The 15,050-nt window shown below is 50.7% G+C and carries 19 protein-coding genes; 11 read left to right on the forward strand and 8 right to left on the reverse strand.

Features of this window, described 5'->3' with window-relative positions; genetic code table 11:
- Positions 1-2: 2 nt before the first annotated feature.
- Both D9T21_RS04305 and D9T21_RS04310 read left to right on the forward strand, forming a co-directional pair.
- Positions 3-2,345 carry a TonB-dependent receptor gene (locus tag D9T21_RS04305; RefSeq protein WP_123323887.1) on the forward strand — a complete coding sequence of 781 codons (2,343 nt, stop codon included), beginning with the start codon at positions 3-5 and terminating at the stop codon, positions 2,343-2,345.
- Positions 2,345-3,568 carry a dipeptidase gene (locus tag D9T21_RS04310; protein ID WP_123323888.1) on the forward strand — a complete coding sequence of 408 codons (1,224 nt, stop codon included), beginning with the start codon at positions 2,345-2,347 and terminating at the stop codon, positions 3,566-3,568. Before D9T21_RS04305 ends, D9T21_RS04310 begins: the two co-directional genes overlap by 1 nt.
- A 90-nt stretch (positions 3,569-3,658) precedes the next feature.
- Here the strand turns inward: D9T21_RS04310 and D9T21_RS04315 are convergent, their stop codons facing one another.
- Positions 3,659-3,832: a DUF6435 family protein gene (locus D9T21_RS04315; protein WP_105932932.1), complete on the reverse strand. Its 174-nt coding sequence runs from the start codon at positions 3,830-3,832 to the stop codon at positions 3,659-3,661.
- A gap of 209 nt (positions 3,833-4,041) precedes the next feature.
- Between D9T21_RS04315 and D9T21_RS04320 the strand changes: the two genes are divergently transcribed.
- From D9T21_RS04320 to D9T21_RS04360, 9 genes are all read left to right on the forward strand, one after another.
- The gene (locus D9T21_RS04320) at positions 4,042-4,518 is read left to right on the forward strand and encodes a YHS domain-containing (seleno)protein (RefSeq protein ID WP_123323889.1); all 477 of its coding nucleotides are present in this window, start codon (positions 4,042-4,044) and stop codon (positions 4,516-4,518) included.
- A 5-nt stretch (positions 4,519-4,523) separates the two neighbouring features.
- On the forward strand, positions 4,524-4,850 hold the full coding sequence (locus tag D9T21_RS04325) for a thioredoxin family protein (RefSeq protein WP_123323890.1): 327 nt from the start codon (positions 4,524-4,526) through the stop codon (positions 4,848-4,850).
- 13 nt (positions 4,851-4,863) lie between these two features.
- Positions 4,864-5,154 carry a BufA1 family periplasmic bufferin-type metallophore gene (locus D9T21_RS04330; RefSeq protein WP_123323891.1) on the forward strand — a complete coding sequence of 97 codons (291 nt, stop codon included), beginning with the start codon at positions 4,864-4,866 and terminating at the stop codon, positions 5,152-5,154.
- 17 nt (positions 5,155-5,171) lie between these two features.
- The gene (locus D9T21_RS04335) at positions 5,172-6,071 is read left to right on the forward strand and encodes an MbnB/TglH/ChrH family RiPP precursor modification enzyme (protein WP_206427227.1); all 900 of its coding nucleotides are present in this window, start codon (positions 5,172-5,174) and stop codon (positions 6,069-6,071) included.
- On the forward strand, positions 6,068-6,820 hold the full coding sequence (locus D9T21_RS04340; RefSeq protein WP_123323893.1) for an HvfC/BufC family peptide modification chaperone: 753 nt from the start codon (positions 6,068-6,070) through the stop codon (positions 6,818-6,820). Before D9T21_RS04335 ends, D9T21_RS04340 begins: the two co-directional genes overlap by 4 nt.
- Before the next feature lie 199 nt (positions 6,821-7,019).
- On the forward strand, positions 7,020-7,571 hold the full coding sequence (locus tag D9T21_RS04345; protein ID WP_241155621.1) for an acyloxyacyl hydrolase: 552 nt from the start codon (positions 7,020-7,022) through the stop codon (positions 7,569-7,571).
- 80 nt (positions 7,572-7,651) lie between these two features.
- A complete protein-coding gene (locus D9T21_RS04350; RefSeq protein WP_164464571.1) occupies positions 7,652-8,143 on the forward strand; it encodes a TlpA family protein disulfide reductase in 492 nt (163 codons plus the stop codon).
- Positions 8,143-8,352 (forward strand): nitrate/nitrite transporter NrtS, encoded by a 210-nt coding sequence (nrtS, locus tag D9T21_RS04355; protein ID WP_241155622.1) that lies wholly within the window; start codon positions 8,143-8,145, stop codon positions 8,350-8,352. The genes D9T21_RS04350 and nrtS overlap by 1 nt, the downstream gene beginning before the upstream one ends.
- A gap of 62 nt (positions 8,353-8,414) precedes the next feature.
- Positions 8,415-9,011: a TetR/AcrR family transcriptional regulator gene (locus D9T21_RS04360; RefSeq protein ID WP_123323896.1), complete on the forward strand. Its 597-nt coding sequence runs from the start codon at positions 8,415-8,417 to the stop codon at positions 9,009-9,011.
- 129 nt (positions 9,012-9,140) lie between these two features.
- Here the strand turns inward: D9T21_RS04360 and D9T21_RS04365 are convergent, their stop codons facing one another.
- From D9T21_RS04365 to D9T21_RS04395, 7 genes are all read right to left on the reverse strand, one after another.
- On the reverse strand, positions 9,141-10,148 hold the full coding sequence (locus D9T21_RS04365; protein ID WP_123323897.1) for a hypothetical protein: 1,008 nt from the start codon (positions 10,146-10,148) through the stop codon (positions 9,141-9,143).
- 10 nt (positions 10,149-10,158) lie between these two features.
- Positions 10,159-10,638 (reverse strand): DoxX family protein, encoded by a 480-nt coding sequence (locus tag D9T21_RS04370; protein WP_241155623.1) that lies wholly within the window; start codon positions 10,636-10,638, stop codon positions 10,159-10,161.
- 111 nt (positions 10,639-10,749) lie between these two features.
- On the reverse strand, positions 10,750-11,625 hold the full coding sequence (locus D9T21_RS04375; RefSeq protein WP_123323898.1) for an AraC family transcriptional regulator: 876 nt from the start codon (positions 11,623-11,625) through the stop codon (positions 10,750-10,752).
- 25 nt (positions 11,626-11,650) lie between these two features.
- On the reverse strand, positions 11,651-12,496 hold the full coding sequence (locus tag D9T21_RS04380; RefSeq protein WP_123323899.1) for a helix-turn-helix domain-containing protein: 846 nt from the start codon (positions 12,494-12,496) through the stop codon (positions 11,651-11,653).
- A 223-nt stretch (positions 12,497-12,719) separates the two neighbouring features.
- Positions 12,720-13,199, reverse strand: coding sequence for a nuclear transport factor 2 family protein (locus tag D9T21_RS04385; RefSeq protein WP_123323900.1), 480 nt, complete (start codon positions 13,197-13,199; stop codon positions 12,720-12,722).
- 14 nt (positions 13,200-13,213) lie between these two features.
- Positions 13,214-13,762 carry a carboxymuconolactone decarboxylase family protein gene (locus D9T21_RS04390; RefSeq protein ID WP_206427228.1) on the reverse strand — a complete coding sequence of 183 codons (549 nt, stop codon included), beginning with the start codon at positions 13,760-13,762 and terminating at the stop codon, positions 13,214-13,216.
- A gap of 272 nt (positions 13,763-14,034) precedes the next feature.
- The gene (locus D9T21_RS04395; RefSeq protein WP_123323901.1) at positions 14,035-14,997 is read right to left on the reverse strand and encodes an AraC family transcriptional regulator; all 963 of its coding nucleotides are present in this window, start codon (positions 14,995-14,997) and stop codon (positions 14,035-14,037) included.
- Positions 14,998-15,050 lie beyond the last annotated feature (53 nt).

The following is a 15,050-nucleotide window of genomic DNA, read 5'->3' on the forward strand; positions in this document are numbered from 1 at the left end:
ATATGGCACATAAATACACAAGCAAAACCTTTTCACTTTCCCTACTGGCTGGCGTTATTGGTCAGCTACTGATTGGTTCCCAGGCCTATGCCCAAACCAATAACGAATCAGAAGCTCAAAAAGAAGAGAAAATCGTCGTCGTCGGCCGTCGTATTTCACAAACCGACATCGCTATAGGTACCGATGAAGCAACCAACACGCTGGCCGTTACCCGTGACGAATTGCTTTCTGCACCGTCGGGTATCTCCGGCTTAAAGATGCTCGAAAATTTACCCGGCTTTAACGTACAAACTGATGGGGCGTTAGGGCTTTATGAATTTGGTAACTCGGTGCAGGTTCGGGCTTTCCAGTTAAGCCAGATGGGCTTTGTTCTGGATGGTATTCCTATGGGGCGCTCCGATGCTTTTGGCGGCAGCCCTATCTTCCGTTATGTAGACAATGAAAACCTTGGCGCCGTTGTCGCCTCACCAGGTGCCGGCGATGTATCTGCGCCAACCTATTCATCTTTGGGCCCGATTGCTTCTTACAGCACGGTTCGCCCATCTGAAGACATGGGCGGTATGGTGGCCGTCACTGTGGGTGATTTCGACCTGCAACGGACTTTCGTAAAACTGGAAACCGGTGATATCGATGGCTTCAGAGCCTACGTGAGTCGTTCTAAAACCGATAGTGACCTGTGGCGTGGCCCGGGTACCATCGACCGCGAGCATATCGAAGCCAAAGCGTTGTACGAGTTCGGTGACAGCTATATCCAGGCTACCTATGTAGCAAACGATTTCTTCGATTATGATTCACCATCTGCGCCGGCCTCTACTTTCGCCAGCAACTATTACTACAGCTATGTCGACAGTATCCCGGAAGGGTGTATCAGTCCGGCAGGCAGCGTATATGACTATAATGGTGACGGCAGTATCGATGACGATGACTTTACGCCGGTATTCACCGGCTCAAACTGTACCAGCTATTACGAAGATCGCATCAATATTCGCGATGATAAGCTCTATTCATTAGGTTTTGGTACTTATTTCAGCGAAGATGTAAAGCTCGATGTAACCGCTTATTACGAAGATAAAGACGGTTATGGGGTATCACCAGACAGCTACTCTAACACTCTGGGTATTTACACCCGCCAGGCAGCGGCTGGTCTTGATGTGGTGCATCCACGCGGTGTTCAGTACGGACTTTCCACCGTAGGTGGCGAGCGTGAGGGTATCGTTGCCGGATTAACCTGGTATATGGGCGACCATAAAATCGAGTTCGGTGGCTGGATTGAAGATGATACCTACAACCGTACCCAGGCGCGCCTGAATAAAACCGGCGGCAGCGCCGACGGTGATGTAATCATGGATGAGGTGGCTTATTACCGTCGTAATTACACCGCAGTGCGCGATACCACCCAGCTATATGTAAAAGACAACTTTAGCATGATGGATGACAATCTGATGCTGGAAGTGGGCTTTAAGTCATTGTCTATCGATTACTCACTGGATGGCTACCGTGATTACGCGGATTACGAAATTGACAGTCAGCCGGGTTATGGCCCACAGTCGGTTGAAGCTGAATACAGCGACAACTTCTTACCCATGGTGGGTGCGGTTTACCGGTTAAATGATACCGATCAGATCTTCGCCTCATTCGCACAAAACTATGCGTTACCGGCCGGTACCGACGATATCTTCGATAACGCCGTTGGCTTTGATGCCCCGGATCCTAAAGGGGAAGAAGCCGATAACTATGAGTTCGGTTTCAGAACCAACCGCGAAACATATAACGGTGCGATTGCCTTATTCTATACCCGTTTCGACAACCGCTTAATTGCCAGCAGTGTAATGAATCCGGCCACCGGTCAGCCAGAAGCATTCTACGTGAATGCAGGCGCCTCCAAGGCCTACGGGGTTGAACTGAGCGGTGTGTTCCAGCCAGAAGTCTTTGATCGCGAGCTCTACTTTAATGCCAACTTATCTTATAAAAAAGCTGAGCTGGTGGATGGATTTGGCAGTAACCCTGCTGGCAGTCAGTTACCAGACAGCCCGGAATGGCTGATGACTGGCGGTGTAACCTACGAGCCGACAGAATGGCTGGTAGCCAACTTCTCGGCTAAATATACCGGTAAGCGCTACACCGACTTCGCCGAGTCTATTGAACTGGACAGCTACCTGGTAGCACAGGCTTATGTCGATATCGGCGGTCCTAACAACTTTGGCATGCCTGAAAATATGCGTCTTCGTTTCAACATCGACAACGTGTTCGATAAAGAAGTGATGTCTTTTGGCTTTACCGGTTCGACGTTTGGTCGCCCGCTTAGCCCGCGTACCTTCCAGGCAACCCTGACGGTAGACTTTTAATGAAGATAAAAATTAAACAAACATTGTGCGCGTTAGCTGTGGCTGCTTCATGCAGCCCGGCTTTCGCCGCGGCCGATGCGGCGAAACTGCATGATTCGCTGGTGGTTATGGACACGCATCTTGATACGCCTGCGCTACTCGTGCAACCGGGCTTCGACATAATGCATTCGCACACTTTTGCCGACGATTTCTCCCAGGTGGATGTGCCGCGGATGAATAGTGGTGGTCTGGATGGTGGCTTTTGGGTGATTTACACGCCGCAGGGGCCGGTAACTGAAGCAGGATTTAAGTCGTCCCGTGATACCGCGTTACTGCGCGCTATGGCGATCCATAAAATGGTAGCGGCTAACCCTGATACGTTTGCGCTGGCAACCGAACCGGAAGACGCTAAAGAGATTGCTGAGCAAGGCAAGAAGATTGTCTATGTCAGCATGGAAAATGCGTACCCACTGGGTGAAGACCTGAGTTTGCTGGACACCTTTTATAAAATGGGTCTGCGCATGGTGGGGCCAGTCCACTTTAAAAATAACCAGTTTGGTGACAGCTCTACCGATCCCGATGGTCAGCAGTACGGTGGCCTGTCGCCGCTGGGTAAAGAGCTGGTGAAAAAGGCCAATGAGCTGGGCATTATTCTGGATGGCTCCCATGCCCACGATGATCTGTTGGAAGACATGATTGAGTTATCCAAAACACCGGTGATCCTGTCGCATTCCGGCACCAAAACGATCTATGACCACCCTCGCAATGTGGATGACAGCCTGCTTAAGAAGCTGGTGGAAAGCGGTGGCGTTATTCATGTAAATGCCTATAGCTCTTACCTGAAGGAATTACCTCAGGATCCGGAACGTGGTAAAGCCTACGGCGAGTTATTCCGGCAAATGGGTAACATTGCCCAAATGAGCGAAGCCGAAATTGCAGCGCTTAAAGCAAAACGCAAACAGATCGATATGGAACACCCTGCAGTCAGAGCGACCTTTGAGGATTATATGGAGCATTTCCTTCATATTCTTGAAATCGCCGGACCAAAGCACACCGGTGTAGGCGCCGACTGGGATGGCGGTGGTGGTGTCGAAACCATGATGGATGTGGCCGCGCTGCCTAAAATTACCGAGCGCTTACTGGCCGAGGGATATACCGAAGAAGATTTAGCTGATATCTGGGGGAATAACGTGCTGCGCCTGTTACAACAGGCGAAAGACTACGCACAATCCCTCAAAGAATAGTTTTTATTGCTTGTTCTCCGTAAAAACAGCAATGCGGGCACACTTCGGTGTGCCCTTTTTATTTTTTGTCGCCTGGTCGCATAAAGCGGTTTATTGCGATTTCTCAGTTTCCTCTATCTTTTGCCATAGTGCTTCTGCATCAGCAGTGAGCATTGAATAGGTCTTTATATCGCCATTGCGCTGGGCATGCATGGCCTTCTCCAGCAGGGCAGAATGTTGCTTTCGAAGTTTTGCGGTCGGGTCTTTTTTGAATAATCCAAACATTGTATTTGCCTGTTGGGTTTTCCCTGTTAACGAGTCCCAGACCTTTTGGGATCAACTAAAAAATACCGGCTTGGACGAATAGCGCCAATTTGTGGCGCATCTGTTTCCTTCTGCCTGGTGAATTTTCTTACCTTATATCCACAGACAGCAAGCAACACATAAACCGCTTTGCTCTCTGCCTGTTTAACTTTTGGTTTAAGGAAACGACTATGAAAATTTCTCGATTTGTAAAAATGGCCGGCTTAGCTGGCTCTATTCTGTTTAGCAGCCTGAGCTTTGCGTCAGCGGTAAACATTGCTGAAAACGATGTCGCCATTCACGGCTACGACCCGGTGGCCTACTTTACCCAGCATAAAGCGGTTGAAGGTGCAGCTAAGTATACCGCGACTTACGAAGGGGCTATTTATCGCTTCAGCAGTGCTAAAAACCGCGACATGTTCAAAGCCAATGCGGCCAAATATGCTCCGCAGTTTGGTGGCTACTGCGCAATGGGTGTGGCTCTCAATAAAAAGCTGGATGTCGACCCTGATGCTTTCTACATCGAAGACGACAAGCTGTACCTCAACCTCAACAAGGCTGTCCAGAAAAAGTGGCTGGAAGATGTACCGGCTAACCTAAAAACCGCTTACCGGGTTTGGGATGGCATTGAAACTTTATCGGTGGCCGACGCTAACGCTGAGGAGTAAGCGCAATGGATGTTGGTACTCAGGCCATAACGGCTAATGGCCATCAATACCCTGAACCATTGGTGATGCTGTGGTTCAGTGCCGAATGGTGTGGCCCGTGCAAACAGATTGCGCCGGTCATCAACATGATTGAGCAAGGCTACGCTGGCACCGTCAGAGTGGTAAAGGTTGATGCCGAAGAGGATTTTGAACTGGCCCACCGCCTCGGCGTGCGGGCGGTTCCTACCCTCATACTGCTTGATCACGAAAAGCGACTCGATACCAAAGTGGGGTCGGGTAGCTACGCTGAGCTTACTCAGTGGATTGATTCACATATTAACTTAGTTGCTTAAAGAGGTAATGACTATGACTAACAAACGTACGATTGCAGCGGCAGCCCTGGCGATGGCTTTAACCTCCGTGGTTGCTGCACCGGCCCAGGCGGCTGGCAAAGAGAAGTGTTATGGCATCGCGGCCGCCGGTCAGAACGACTGCGGTAATCTGGCGGGCACCCATAGCTGTGCTGGTCAGTCGACCATGGACAAAGACCCTGGTGAATGGAAACTGGTAGCTAAAGGCAGCTGTGAAGATCTCGGCGGCATGCTTAAAGCTGAAGCGAAAAAGCGTTACGAAGCTGAAAAGCGCCGTAACGGTTAATCGATAGCGGAGGAAAAATGATGGCGGCTTTAAAACCACTTAGTCAGGCTCCAATCAGCTCTACTCCGGTGGGGGTTGGTTTACGTCACGAGCATTATTCGGCGGCTTTATCGCAGCCATCACCTGCGCTTGATTTTGTTGAAATCCATGCCGAAAACTTCTTTGCCGAAGGCGGTGCGGCAAGTCGGTTGCTGGATCAAATTACCGAACACTACGCGGTGAGCATTCATGGCACCGCGATGGGATTAGGCTCTGCCAGCGGTGTAAATCGTCAATATCTTAAGAAGTTTGTCCAACTGGTAAACCGGGTGGACCCGGTACTGGTTTCCGATCACGCCTGTTTTACCTGGGGCGAAGTAGGGCAGGAGCCGGTACATAGTGGCGATCTTCTGCCACTTAAATTTGATAAAGCCACACTGGATATCCTGTGTACCAATATAGATACCGTACAGCAGGCGCTGGGCAGACAACTGCTGGTGGAGAATATCGTCACTTACCTGCCGTTTGACGCAGGCGATTTCAGTGAGGCGGAATTTCTGGCCCGGGTCGCCGAGAGAACCCAATGCGGCTTGCTGGTGGATTTAAACAATATTCTGGTGAATTACCGGAATTTTTCCCGCGGCAACCCGCTGTCACTGGCCTGCGACTGGCTGGCACAACTGCCGGCCAGCGCGGTCAGAGAATTACACCTGGCTGGCAGTTCTGCGGTGGGGCCCGGAATGCTGATTGTGGACGACCACGGGCAACCGGTTTCCGACGACTGTTGGGCACTGTTTCATGAAGCTCACGAACGGTTTCCCCATGCCGCCACGCTGATTGAATGGGATAACAATCTGCCTGTTTGGCAGGAGTTACTCGAAGAGGCTCATCAGGCCCGCTGGCGGATGGACATGGTTACATTAGAGGTTGCCGGATGAGCGACCAGTTACCTACCGTTACCGATTATCAGGCCAGCCTGTTGACCAGCATAATGACGTTTTCTCCCAGTGCGCCGGGCTCGGGGCTGCAGGTCTATCAGCACAACCTGCAAATGACAGCCGTTCGTAGCCTGAGTATTGCTTTTCCGGTTCTGGCAGCGATGCTCGGTGAAGAGGCCGTGTATGTTCTGGCCCGTCGATTATTCACATCGGAGAAGCCATGCAGTGGCGACTGGGCTGACTGGGGGCGTACATTGCCTGCGCTGTTACGTAGCAGTGAACTGCACGAAGAGTATCCTTATCTTGCCGATATAGCGGCGTTTGAATGGGCTTTTCATCGGGCTGCACGCAGCCGGTATGTGGCACTGCAAGCCGATACCCTGAATAGTCTGACTCAGTGCGAGCCGGATACTATCCGTATTCGCCTGCAACCTTCTTTAACCCTGGTCAGCAGTGCCTTTCCCCTGTTTGGCCTGTGGCAACTACATCGTTCTCAACCGCCTGGGCGTGCCCCGGGGCTGGCTGAACTGGAGGCTGTTATGCAAACCGAAGAAAGTGGCTGTTATGTTATTTCACAAAGTACCGCCACCACTCAGGTGATGGTAATTAATGCCCAAGAGTATCAGTGGCTTGAGGGCGTGAAGCAAGGCATGACACTGGGCACACTGCTGGATGTTTACCCCACACTCGATTTTGCTCAATGGCTCACAACGGCACTTACCAATGAGTGGGTAACAGGCCTGAGCTAATACCTGTATGACTCCTGTCGGGGACAATCCTTGTCTCCTGCCTTTGGCGGTGTGCTACTACACCGCCTTTTTTCGCCTGCCACACACATTCTTTTTCGCCTGACAAATGGATAAATTTTCCATACGGACGGCCAATTTTACCCGCTCCCCTCGCTCTACACTTGCGGGCACTTATCAAACCGGATTAACGGAGTCTGACGTGACCCAATCAGAGCGAATATTTCGACGATATGGCCGCTATTTCGCAGCCTTTCTACTCACACTATGCATCTCTTCTTATGCCCAGGCGGCTTCACTGGCGGTGGATTATCTGCGCGGGGAAGGTGATGTGGAGGGCATCAAAGTGGCTTATCAGTATTACCACCAGGCGCTGACTGATTACAGCGATGACTTGTACTGGTATGTGGAAACCAGTGTCAATTTCTGGGAATACGGCGTTGAGCGCCAGCATGACACTAACTTTATCGTGGCTTTGTCGCCGGTGCTGCATAAAACCTTCTTTCATCGCCCTCAGGGGCGCTTCTATGGTGAGTTTGGTATCGGTTTGTCGCTGCTCGATGACACCACTTTTGCCGGCAAAAATGTCAGTACCCATTATCAGTTTGAAGACCGCTTAGGGCTCGGCTACGAGTTTGGTGAGGATCATAAGTACCGGCTCGCGCTGCGCTATTTTCATTATTCCAATGGCGGCGTAAAAAAGCCTAACCCCGGGCTGGATTTCATTAGCTTGTCTTTTGCTATGCGGCTTTAGCAACAAGACCTGGCAGAAAGAAAGTCGGGTTAACTACGGTCATATAAACCATCATCATGAGTAAAAGAAGTAGAGTTATCATGCAAAACACATCGAGCCGTGTAATTGGCATTATTCTGTTACTGCTTGCCGTTAACTGGCCAACAGTAGCTCAGGAGCAGAGGCCGGCAGTGCAGCAGGCGCCGTCTTTTCATTTTAGCGGACTGAATGGTGAATCTTTCGATTTTCCGGCGCAGCGCGCAGACAAACCTGCCTTGCTGTACTTTTGGGCAACCTGGTGTCCGTATTGTAAAAAGGCCACCCCCAGGGTAGTAAAACTGCATGAGCAGTTTTCTGAGCAGATCAACGTACTGGCAGTGAATGTAGGAATTAATGATTCGGTTGCTAAAGCCCAGCAGTACCTGCGGGATTACGATATCCACTTCCCGGTGGCTTTTGATCACGAAAGCCAGATCAGTCAGGCTTACCATGTGTTTGGTACACCGGTGTTCGTAATTGTGTCGCAGAGCGGGCAAATACTTTATCGCGGTCACCGCTATCCTGACGGTATTGAACAGGCGCTGACAAACTAATGGCCACGCCGCGCAAAATGCCCTCACGAAGTGAGTTAACCGGAGCGCTAAAAACGGCTGCCGTAGTGGGTAGCGTGCTGCTACTGATTAACCAGTACGAGGCGGTGATGGGACAGATGGAGTTTAATTTAACCAAAGCCATCCTGAGTTATTGTGTGCCTTTTTCGGTATATTTGTATGGCCGCTTAAGCGTTGCTAGCAGTGGCTAGCAAGGCCTTTTGTTTGTCCTGAATTGATGTATACTGATCTGTGTACTTACTGAGGTGGCAATATGACGCAGGGTCGTAAAAGCAAACGCGAGCATTTGGTTGAAACCGCGCAACAGCTGTTTTATCGAGAGGGCATTAAAGGCACGGGGATTGATACGGTGCTCGAACATGCCGGTGTAGCTAAACGCACGCTGTATAATCATTTTAAATCCAAGGATGAGCTGGTTATTGCTACCTTGCAGCGCCGCGATCAGGAATTTATGGCCATGCTGAAAGCCGGGGTTAAGAAGTTTGAGTCCAGGCAAACCGGCGAACCGGCATTTGCCCGGGTGCTGGCTTATTTTGATGCCATCGAAGAATGGACCACCTCAAAACAGTTTTCCGGTTGTATGTTTATTAATGCGTCGGCCGAATATCCTCGCCAGGATCATCCTGTACATGTCATTTGTGCCATGCATAAGCGTCTGGTGATCCAGTACATTGAAGAGCTGATGTCAGGATTAACCCTGGCCGATCCCCATGACCTGGCCGTACAGTTAGCTGTGCTAACCGATGGCGCAATTGTTAATGCCCATACCACAAGTAACCGCAATGCGGCTCAGGTAGCCAAGCAAATTGCCGTGTCATTACTCACCCTGCATACTCAGCCGGCGCATTAATATCAGGCGCCGCTTATGGTGAAGTAATTGATCAATACCGGGTAAATGTTCGGCAAGAGGCCTTCGGTGATGCTGCCGAACAATGGATCTTACCCATCTCACTGGCATTGTAAGCGCGATAAATCACGACTAAGTAACGTTGGCTGATGCCGGCATAAATCCCTCTATATCGCAGTGTCTGCTCAGGCGGGCCTCAACGTCAGCATGCAGTTTACGACCAACAACCAGCGGTGCACGGTTGCGATCGATACATTCATTATGGGCAGCTAACCGCTGATAGAATTCACTGTGTTTGGCTTCTGTGTTGCGTTGTCGGGTTTGCAGTGACAGGTTAGCCAGACTCACAGCACTATAAGACTGGCTAAAGCGGGCAATGCCCTGGTAAGTAAAGTGTTCGGCCACCTGATCATTGCTGCGTTGAATAAATAAATCCATCAGGGCAAACAGCAGTTCATTGGTTGACGACGATTTAAGCAGCAGCGTATCGGTAGTGACCTGTGTTTCTGCTAGCTCGGCAAGCGCTGTCGGGCGTAGCGCTATATCCACCAGTAATTGGCCGTTATAGCGTTGTTCGATATTAAGTATGGATAGCGCGGCATGGTCAAAACGTAATTGCCTGCACAGGGCTACGGCCTCCCTAAGAAACTGACTCAGCGCCTGGTTGTTTTGCCGGTGGCGTAAGGCATCTGCCTGACGGACAAATAAAGGTAAATCCTGGTGGGTACTGAATGGCGCACTCTGCTGCCCGTTGACAGTGAGTTTAAATCGCTCCCTGACTTCATGCTCGCGGGCTTTTTTGACGGCCAGAAAAATGGTTTGGATGAGTTCAGAAGTTGGAAAATGAGGTTCGATTCGCCAGCGCCGGCCATACACCAGTTTACGTTTTGTTTGTTTGTGGCGCGGCCGGTAAGTATCGAAGCCGATAACACCAATTTGAATGAATAATCCCTGCTGGTCCTCGCCAGCCATGATCAGGTAATCATCGTCAAACTGACAATCACGGATAACCTGTTCGACGGTCTGGCGAGTATGTGTATAGGCCAGGTAATGCTGCGGAATGCAGCGGTCTCCGCTGTCTAAAGTGACAGGCGGAGCGCCGGGTAGGGGTGTTTCACCGGATAAGTGCAGCTTAGTCACGGCAAAAGTCTCACGCTGTGGTTGGGGTAACTTGAATTGGCCGGGCTTTATGTCGGGTAATCACGTGATCCAGCGACAGTTTGCCAGCCCCCCAAACAGTGATATGCAGTAAAATGAGTCCCCAGATAACATGGCCATACAAGGCGGCAGGAGCAATCTCTTCCAGGCTTATCACGGCTACCACATTCACAATACCCAGCCCCAGGGCACTTAATCGACTGACAATCCCAAGGCTTATTAACACCGGTAGCAGCAGCTCGGCAATGGTTGCCAGACAAGCTGCCAGCGCGAAGGGGAGTAGCGGCACGTGGTACTCGTATTCGAACAAAAACAGGGTGGTTTCCCAGTCATTGGTTTTCGTCAGTCCTGAAGCAAAAAACACCCAGGAGACATACAGTCGTCCGGCTACGGAAAGGACTGACTGTAAGGGCGTAAACAGGTTGGTAGTGATGGCACTTAAGCGGCCAAACATTAAGGCTAATGGTTTCACAATGGTCTTCCTACGTTAATAAGCTAATCAATAAGTTCTGGCCTGTTGCCATTGAGATAACTGTAAGGGATCCAGGGTGGGCAAAAGCGACCAATCGTCTGCGCTTTGTATCTATTCGTTTTTATCCGTGGTGAGCTGATGTGCTGTTTTAAGCGGTTCATTGTGACCGGATACAGGCTGCTTTAGCCATTGCTTGGGCGAGATGCCGAGTTTCTTGCGAAACAGCCTGGCCAGCGCGGAGCCGTGCTCATAACCTACCAGGTTGGCCACCAGATTAACCGGCTTGTTGTCCTGCAACATTTCCTGTGCCAGAGCGATGCGAATATCGGTTAAGTAATCGTTGGGAGTCAGGCCCACCACACTTTTAAATGTGGCAGCAAACCGGGAGCGCGACATCGCCGCAATGTCAGCCAGTGAATCCACTGTCCAGTTGACCTCCGGCTGATTGTGCATGGTACTTATCACCTTTGCCATCATGGGATGACTCAGAGCTGCCAGTACCCCGCCTTTCGCCAGGTCGTTTTCCAGAATATAGCGCAGGACCTGCAGCAGAAAGATTTCGCTAAGCTTGTCGATCATCACCCCCCGGGTTACCGAACGACTAAAGGCTTCGTCAAACAGCCATTGCGCCGTTTGCCCGATGTATTGCTCGGTATCCAGCGCCAGGGTAATTAGCGGTGGAAAAGCCTCCAGCAGCAGCTTTTGATGCGCTGATTCCATGCTGATAGTGGCACAAACCATTTCGGCACCGGCCGACTGTTCTGCCAGAATCCGATGTTCAACCGGGCCCGGTATAAAAATCACAGAGGGTTTGTCGATGACCCGTTTAGTGCCATCTTTCATAACTATGGTTAAGCAGCCGGATTTAAGCAGGTGCAGGTGACCTTTCTCGTCGTTGCTGAACGACTGGATCCCGCACAGTTTACCACTAAAAAATACTTCGGCTTTTAACGAAATCCGTCTAACGATGTTTGCTATGTTGTCCATCTTTATCCTCTGAATCGACAGGCGGCTAAACCATGGCCCCCGCTGTTGACGCCTGATTTCCGCGACTTTGTTGCAACCACTGGCGTGGCGATACCCCCAGCTTTTTCTTAAAAATCCTGACCAGCGCCGAGCCGTGCTCGTAGCCCACTTCTCCGGCGACAAAATTGACCGGCTTGTTGTGCCTTAACAGCTGCTGGGCAACGGCTAAACGCAGGTCGGTGATGTAGTCGTTGGGCGTTTGCCCTACCAGGGTTTTAAAACTCTCAGCAAACTTAGACCGGGACATCGCGGCAATACTTGCAAGTTCGTTCAGCGTCCAGTGATGACCCGGTTGATTGTGGATGACTTCGATGACTTTGCGCATTTGCGGGTGATTAAGCGCGGCAATGGCACCCTGGTGCAAACTGCCCTGTTCGGTGGCATGACGCAGTACCTGCAACATAAAAATTTCACCGAGCTTATTGATCATGACGTCCTTACCAAACCGCTGCTCAAAGACTTCGTTAAATAGCCATTGCACGGTGCAGGACAGAGAACAGTCCGGGGAAACCTGCAAGTACACAATGTCCGGTAAGGCGTTGATCAGCAGTGACGAACTGGCAATGGTAAAGGTTACGCTGGCACTGATAAGTCTGGCCGGTTTGTCGCTAACCGACTCCAGGTAATGTGAAGTGCCTTTGGGAAGTAACACAACCGACGGGCGATCCATCAGGATTTCCCGCTGTCCTGGTCGGTTAAGGCGCACGGTGCCTGATTCGAGCAGATGTAATTGGCCGTGCTGGCCAAAGTGTTTTATGCCGCTCAGCTGACCGCTGTGGTTAATGGTGGTAGCGAATGTATGTTGATTAAGAATGCCGCTTAAATTGTCCATGTGATATCTCTCTTTACCGGTTTACAGGTGTGTTGAGATAACCTCAGCGCTGGGAGACGGTAACGAATCACAGCGTGACAGCCGTTATCTTAAAAAAGTAAACAGTTCTGTATAGAAAAAGCAGGTTGAATGGCTTAAAACTAAACTGCTCGCCATACTTTCCGCGTTTGCTATACCGCTTAAAATTAAAAAAAGCGGGGCAGTGTTGCCCCGCAACAGGGGGCTAGAGGCCCAGTTGAGACAAACCCGGATGGTCATCGGGACGTCGTCCCAGTGGCCATTTAAACAGGCGCTCTTGCGACGTGATCGGCAGATCATTCAATGAGGCGTGGCGGTTAACCATCAAGCCCTGGTTGTTGAACTCCCAGTTTTCATTGCCGTAAGAGCGGAACCAGTTAGATGAATCATCCCGCCATTCGTAGGCATAACGCACTGCTATGCGGTTTTCAGTAAATGCCCACAGTTCTTTGATCAATCGGTACTCAAGTTCTTTGTCCCATTTGCGGGCCAGAAACTGAGCGGCCTGATCGCGACCGTGAATAAACTCAGCGCGGTTACGCCATTGGGTGTCGATGCTGTAAGCCTGGGCAACCTTTACCGGATCACGGCTATTCCAGCCATCTTCGGCGAGGCGCACTTTTTCAGTCGCCGTTGCCAGGGTGAACGGCGGCAATGGCGGACGAGGTGGTTCGGTGGTGTTCATGTGCCGATCCTCGCTTACACCGGGTGAACCAGAGGAAAATCAACCTCTGCCCGGCCAGCGTTATTGAGATAATTAGTAAAGATATTCAGCGCAACATGCTGTACTACCTCTACAATTTCGGCGTCATTCAATCCGGCTTCACGTATTCTTGCCAGGCTGTCATCGCTGACCTTGCCCCGCTGTGAAACCACTTCGCCGGTAAACTGCAATATCGCCTGAGTTTGACGATCCCTGGACAGCCCTTTGCGGTTGGCAGTAATTTCACTGTCTTCCACCTTGACCAGGTTCGCGGCCAGAAAAGCGTGGGCCGACAGGCAATAATCACATTCGTTCAGCTGTGCAACCAGCAGCGCAATAGCTTCGCGGACGGAGGCCGGTAATACGCCTTTGCCCAGTGACTGAGACATTTCAAGGTAGCCATTGAGAGCGGCCGGACTGTTGGCAATCATGCGAAATAAATTAGGTACACTGCCGAGTTGCTTAAGCACGCCCTGTAACGGGATTTGCGAAGCAGCCGGAGCATCATCGATAGAAGCGGGTACATGTAAACCTGACACTGACATAACATTTCTCCAAATAGGAACTGTGAATAAACCTGAGGCGCTTTTGAGCGACCGTTCAAGTGGTGTTATTTAAAATACACAGATCTGTCTACTTTGTGCAATGGGCAGGAGTAAGAAAAATTGCTCAAAATTGAGAAGCGATTGTTTTTTCTATAAATATACTTTTCTGTCTACTATTGAATTTGTGGCTGTACAGCTGGATTTTGGGATTTAAGAGGGGCTAGGTATACTTTTTTGTCTAGCGGTTTATGTGCTACCGGGGCGGATCGGATTTACCAAGCTGTGCTTCGTTCTACCTGGCTGGGGGACATGCCTATGACCCGCTTGAACGCTCGCGAGAAGGCGGCTTCAGACTCGTACCCACAGTTCAGGGCGAGTTCGATAAGCGGCACTTTAACACTTTTAAGCTGGTAATAAGCCAGGGTTAAGCGCCATTCGGTGAGATAGTTTTTGGCACTGGTACCCACCAGTTCGGTAAATCTTGCCGCAAAAGCAGAGCGGGACATGCAGGCAATGGCGGCGAGACTTTCTACCGTCCATTTTTCTTCCGGCTGCTGATGAATGGCTTTTAGCGCGGCGCCGATTCGGCTATCACGCATAGCCGCAAACCAGCCTTCATTTGCCAGCGGATCGTTGTTCAGCCAGTACCTGAGTAATTGAATTAACATGATTTCGGCGAGCCGGGTAATTATGGTTTCACTGCCCGCGGCGAGGTCTGTGGCCTCGCGTTTAATTAATTCCAGGGTGGATGTCAGCCAGGCCTGATCCTGATAATCATCAGCCGTCAGGCAAATGACTTCGGGTAACTGATCAAGCAGGTAATGGCCAATCAGAGGATCAAAAGACACCACTGAGCAAATCAGTTTTGTGGTTTCACCCGAACCCGGAATATCCAGTACCTCAAGGTTGGGCGAAAGTTGCTTTACTCCGGAATCAAAAAACGGCACATCCCGGACGTGAGCAGCAGATTTGAGGCTGTGACCCTTGCCATGGGGGATTAACACCAATGCCCCGGCAGACAGTGCTAATTGTGATGTTTCGGTGGTGATCAGGCAGTCGCCGCTCATTACCACATGCAGCATCAGACGTCCCGGCATGGCGGGTAAGGCTAGTCCCCAGGGAGCGGCAAGGGTTGAAAAACAGTAAAGACTGTTCTGCGGTTTCAATTGCTCGATGAACGGACCAAAAGGGTCATTATTGGCCGGGAAGACCGGTGAGTTTATCGTGTCAGTCATGGGAGCGCGTCTCTGCTGGGTCCTTGCAATCTGCCTGTTTACTATACGATTGA

This window comes from Marisediminitalea oceani (assembly GCF_003731635.1).
GTDB classification, from domain to species: Bacteria; Pseudomonadota; Gammaproteobacteria; order Enterobacterales; family Alteromonadaceae; genus Alteromonas; species Alteromonas oceani.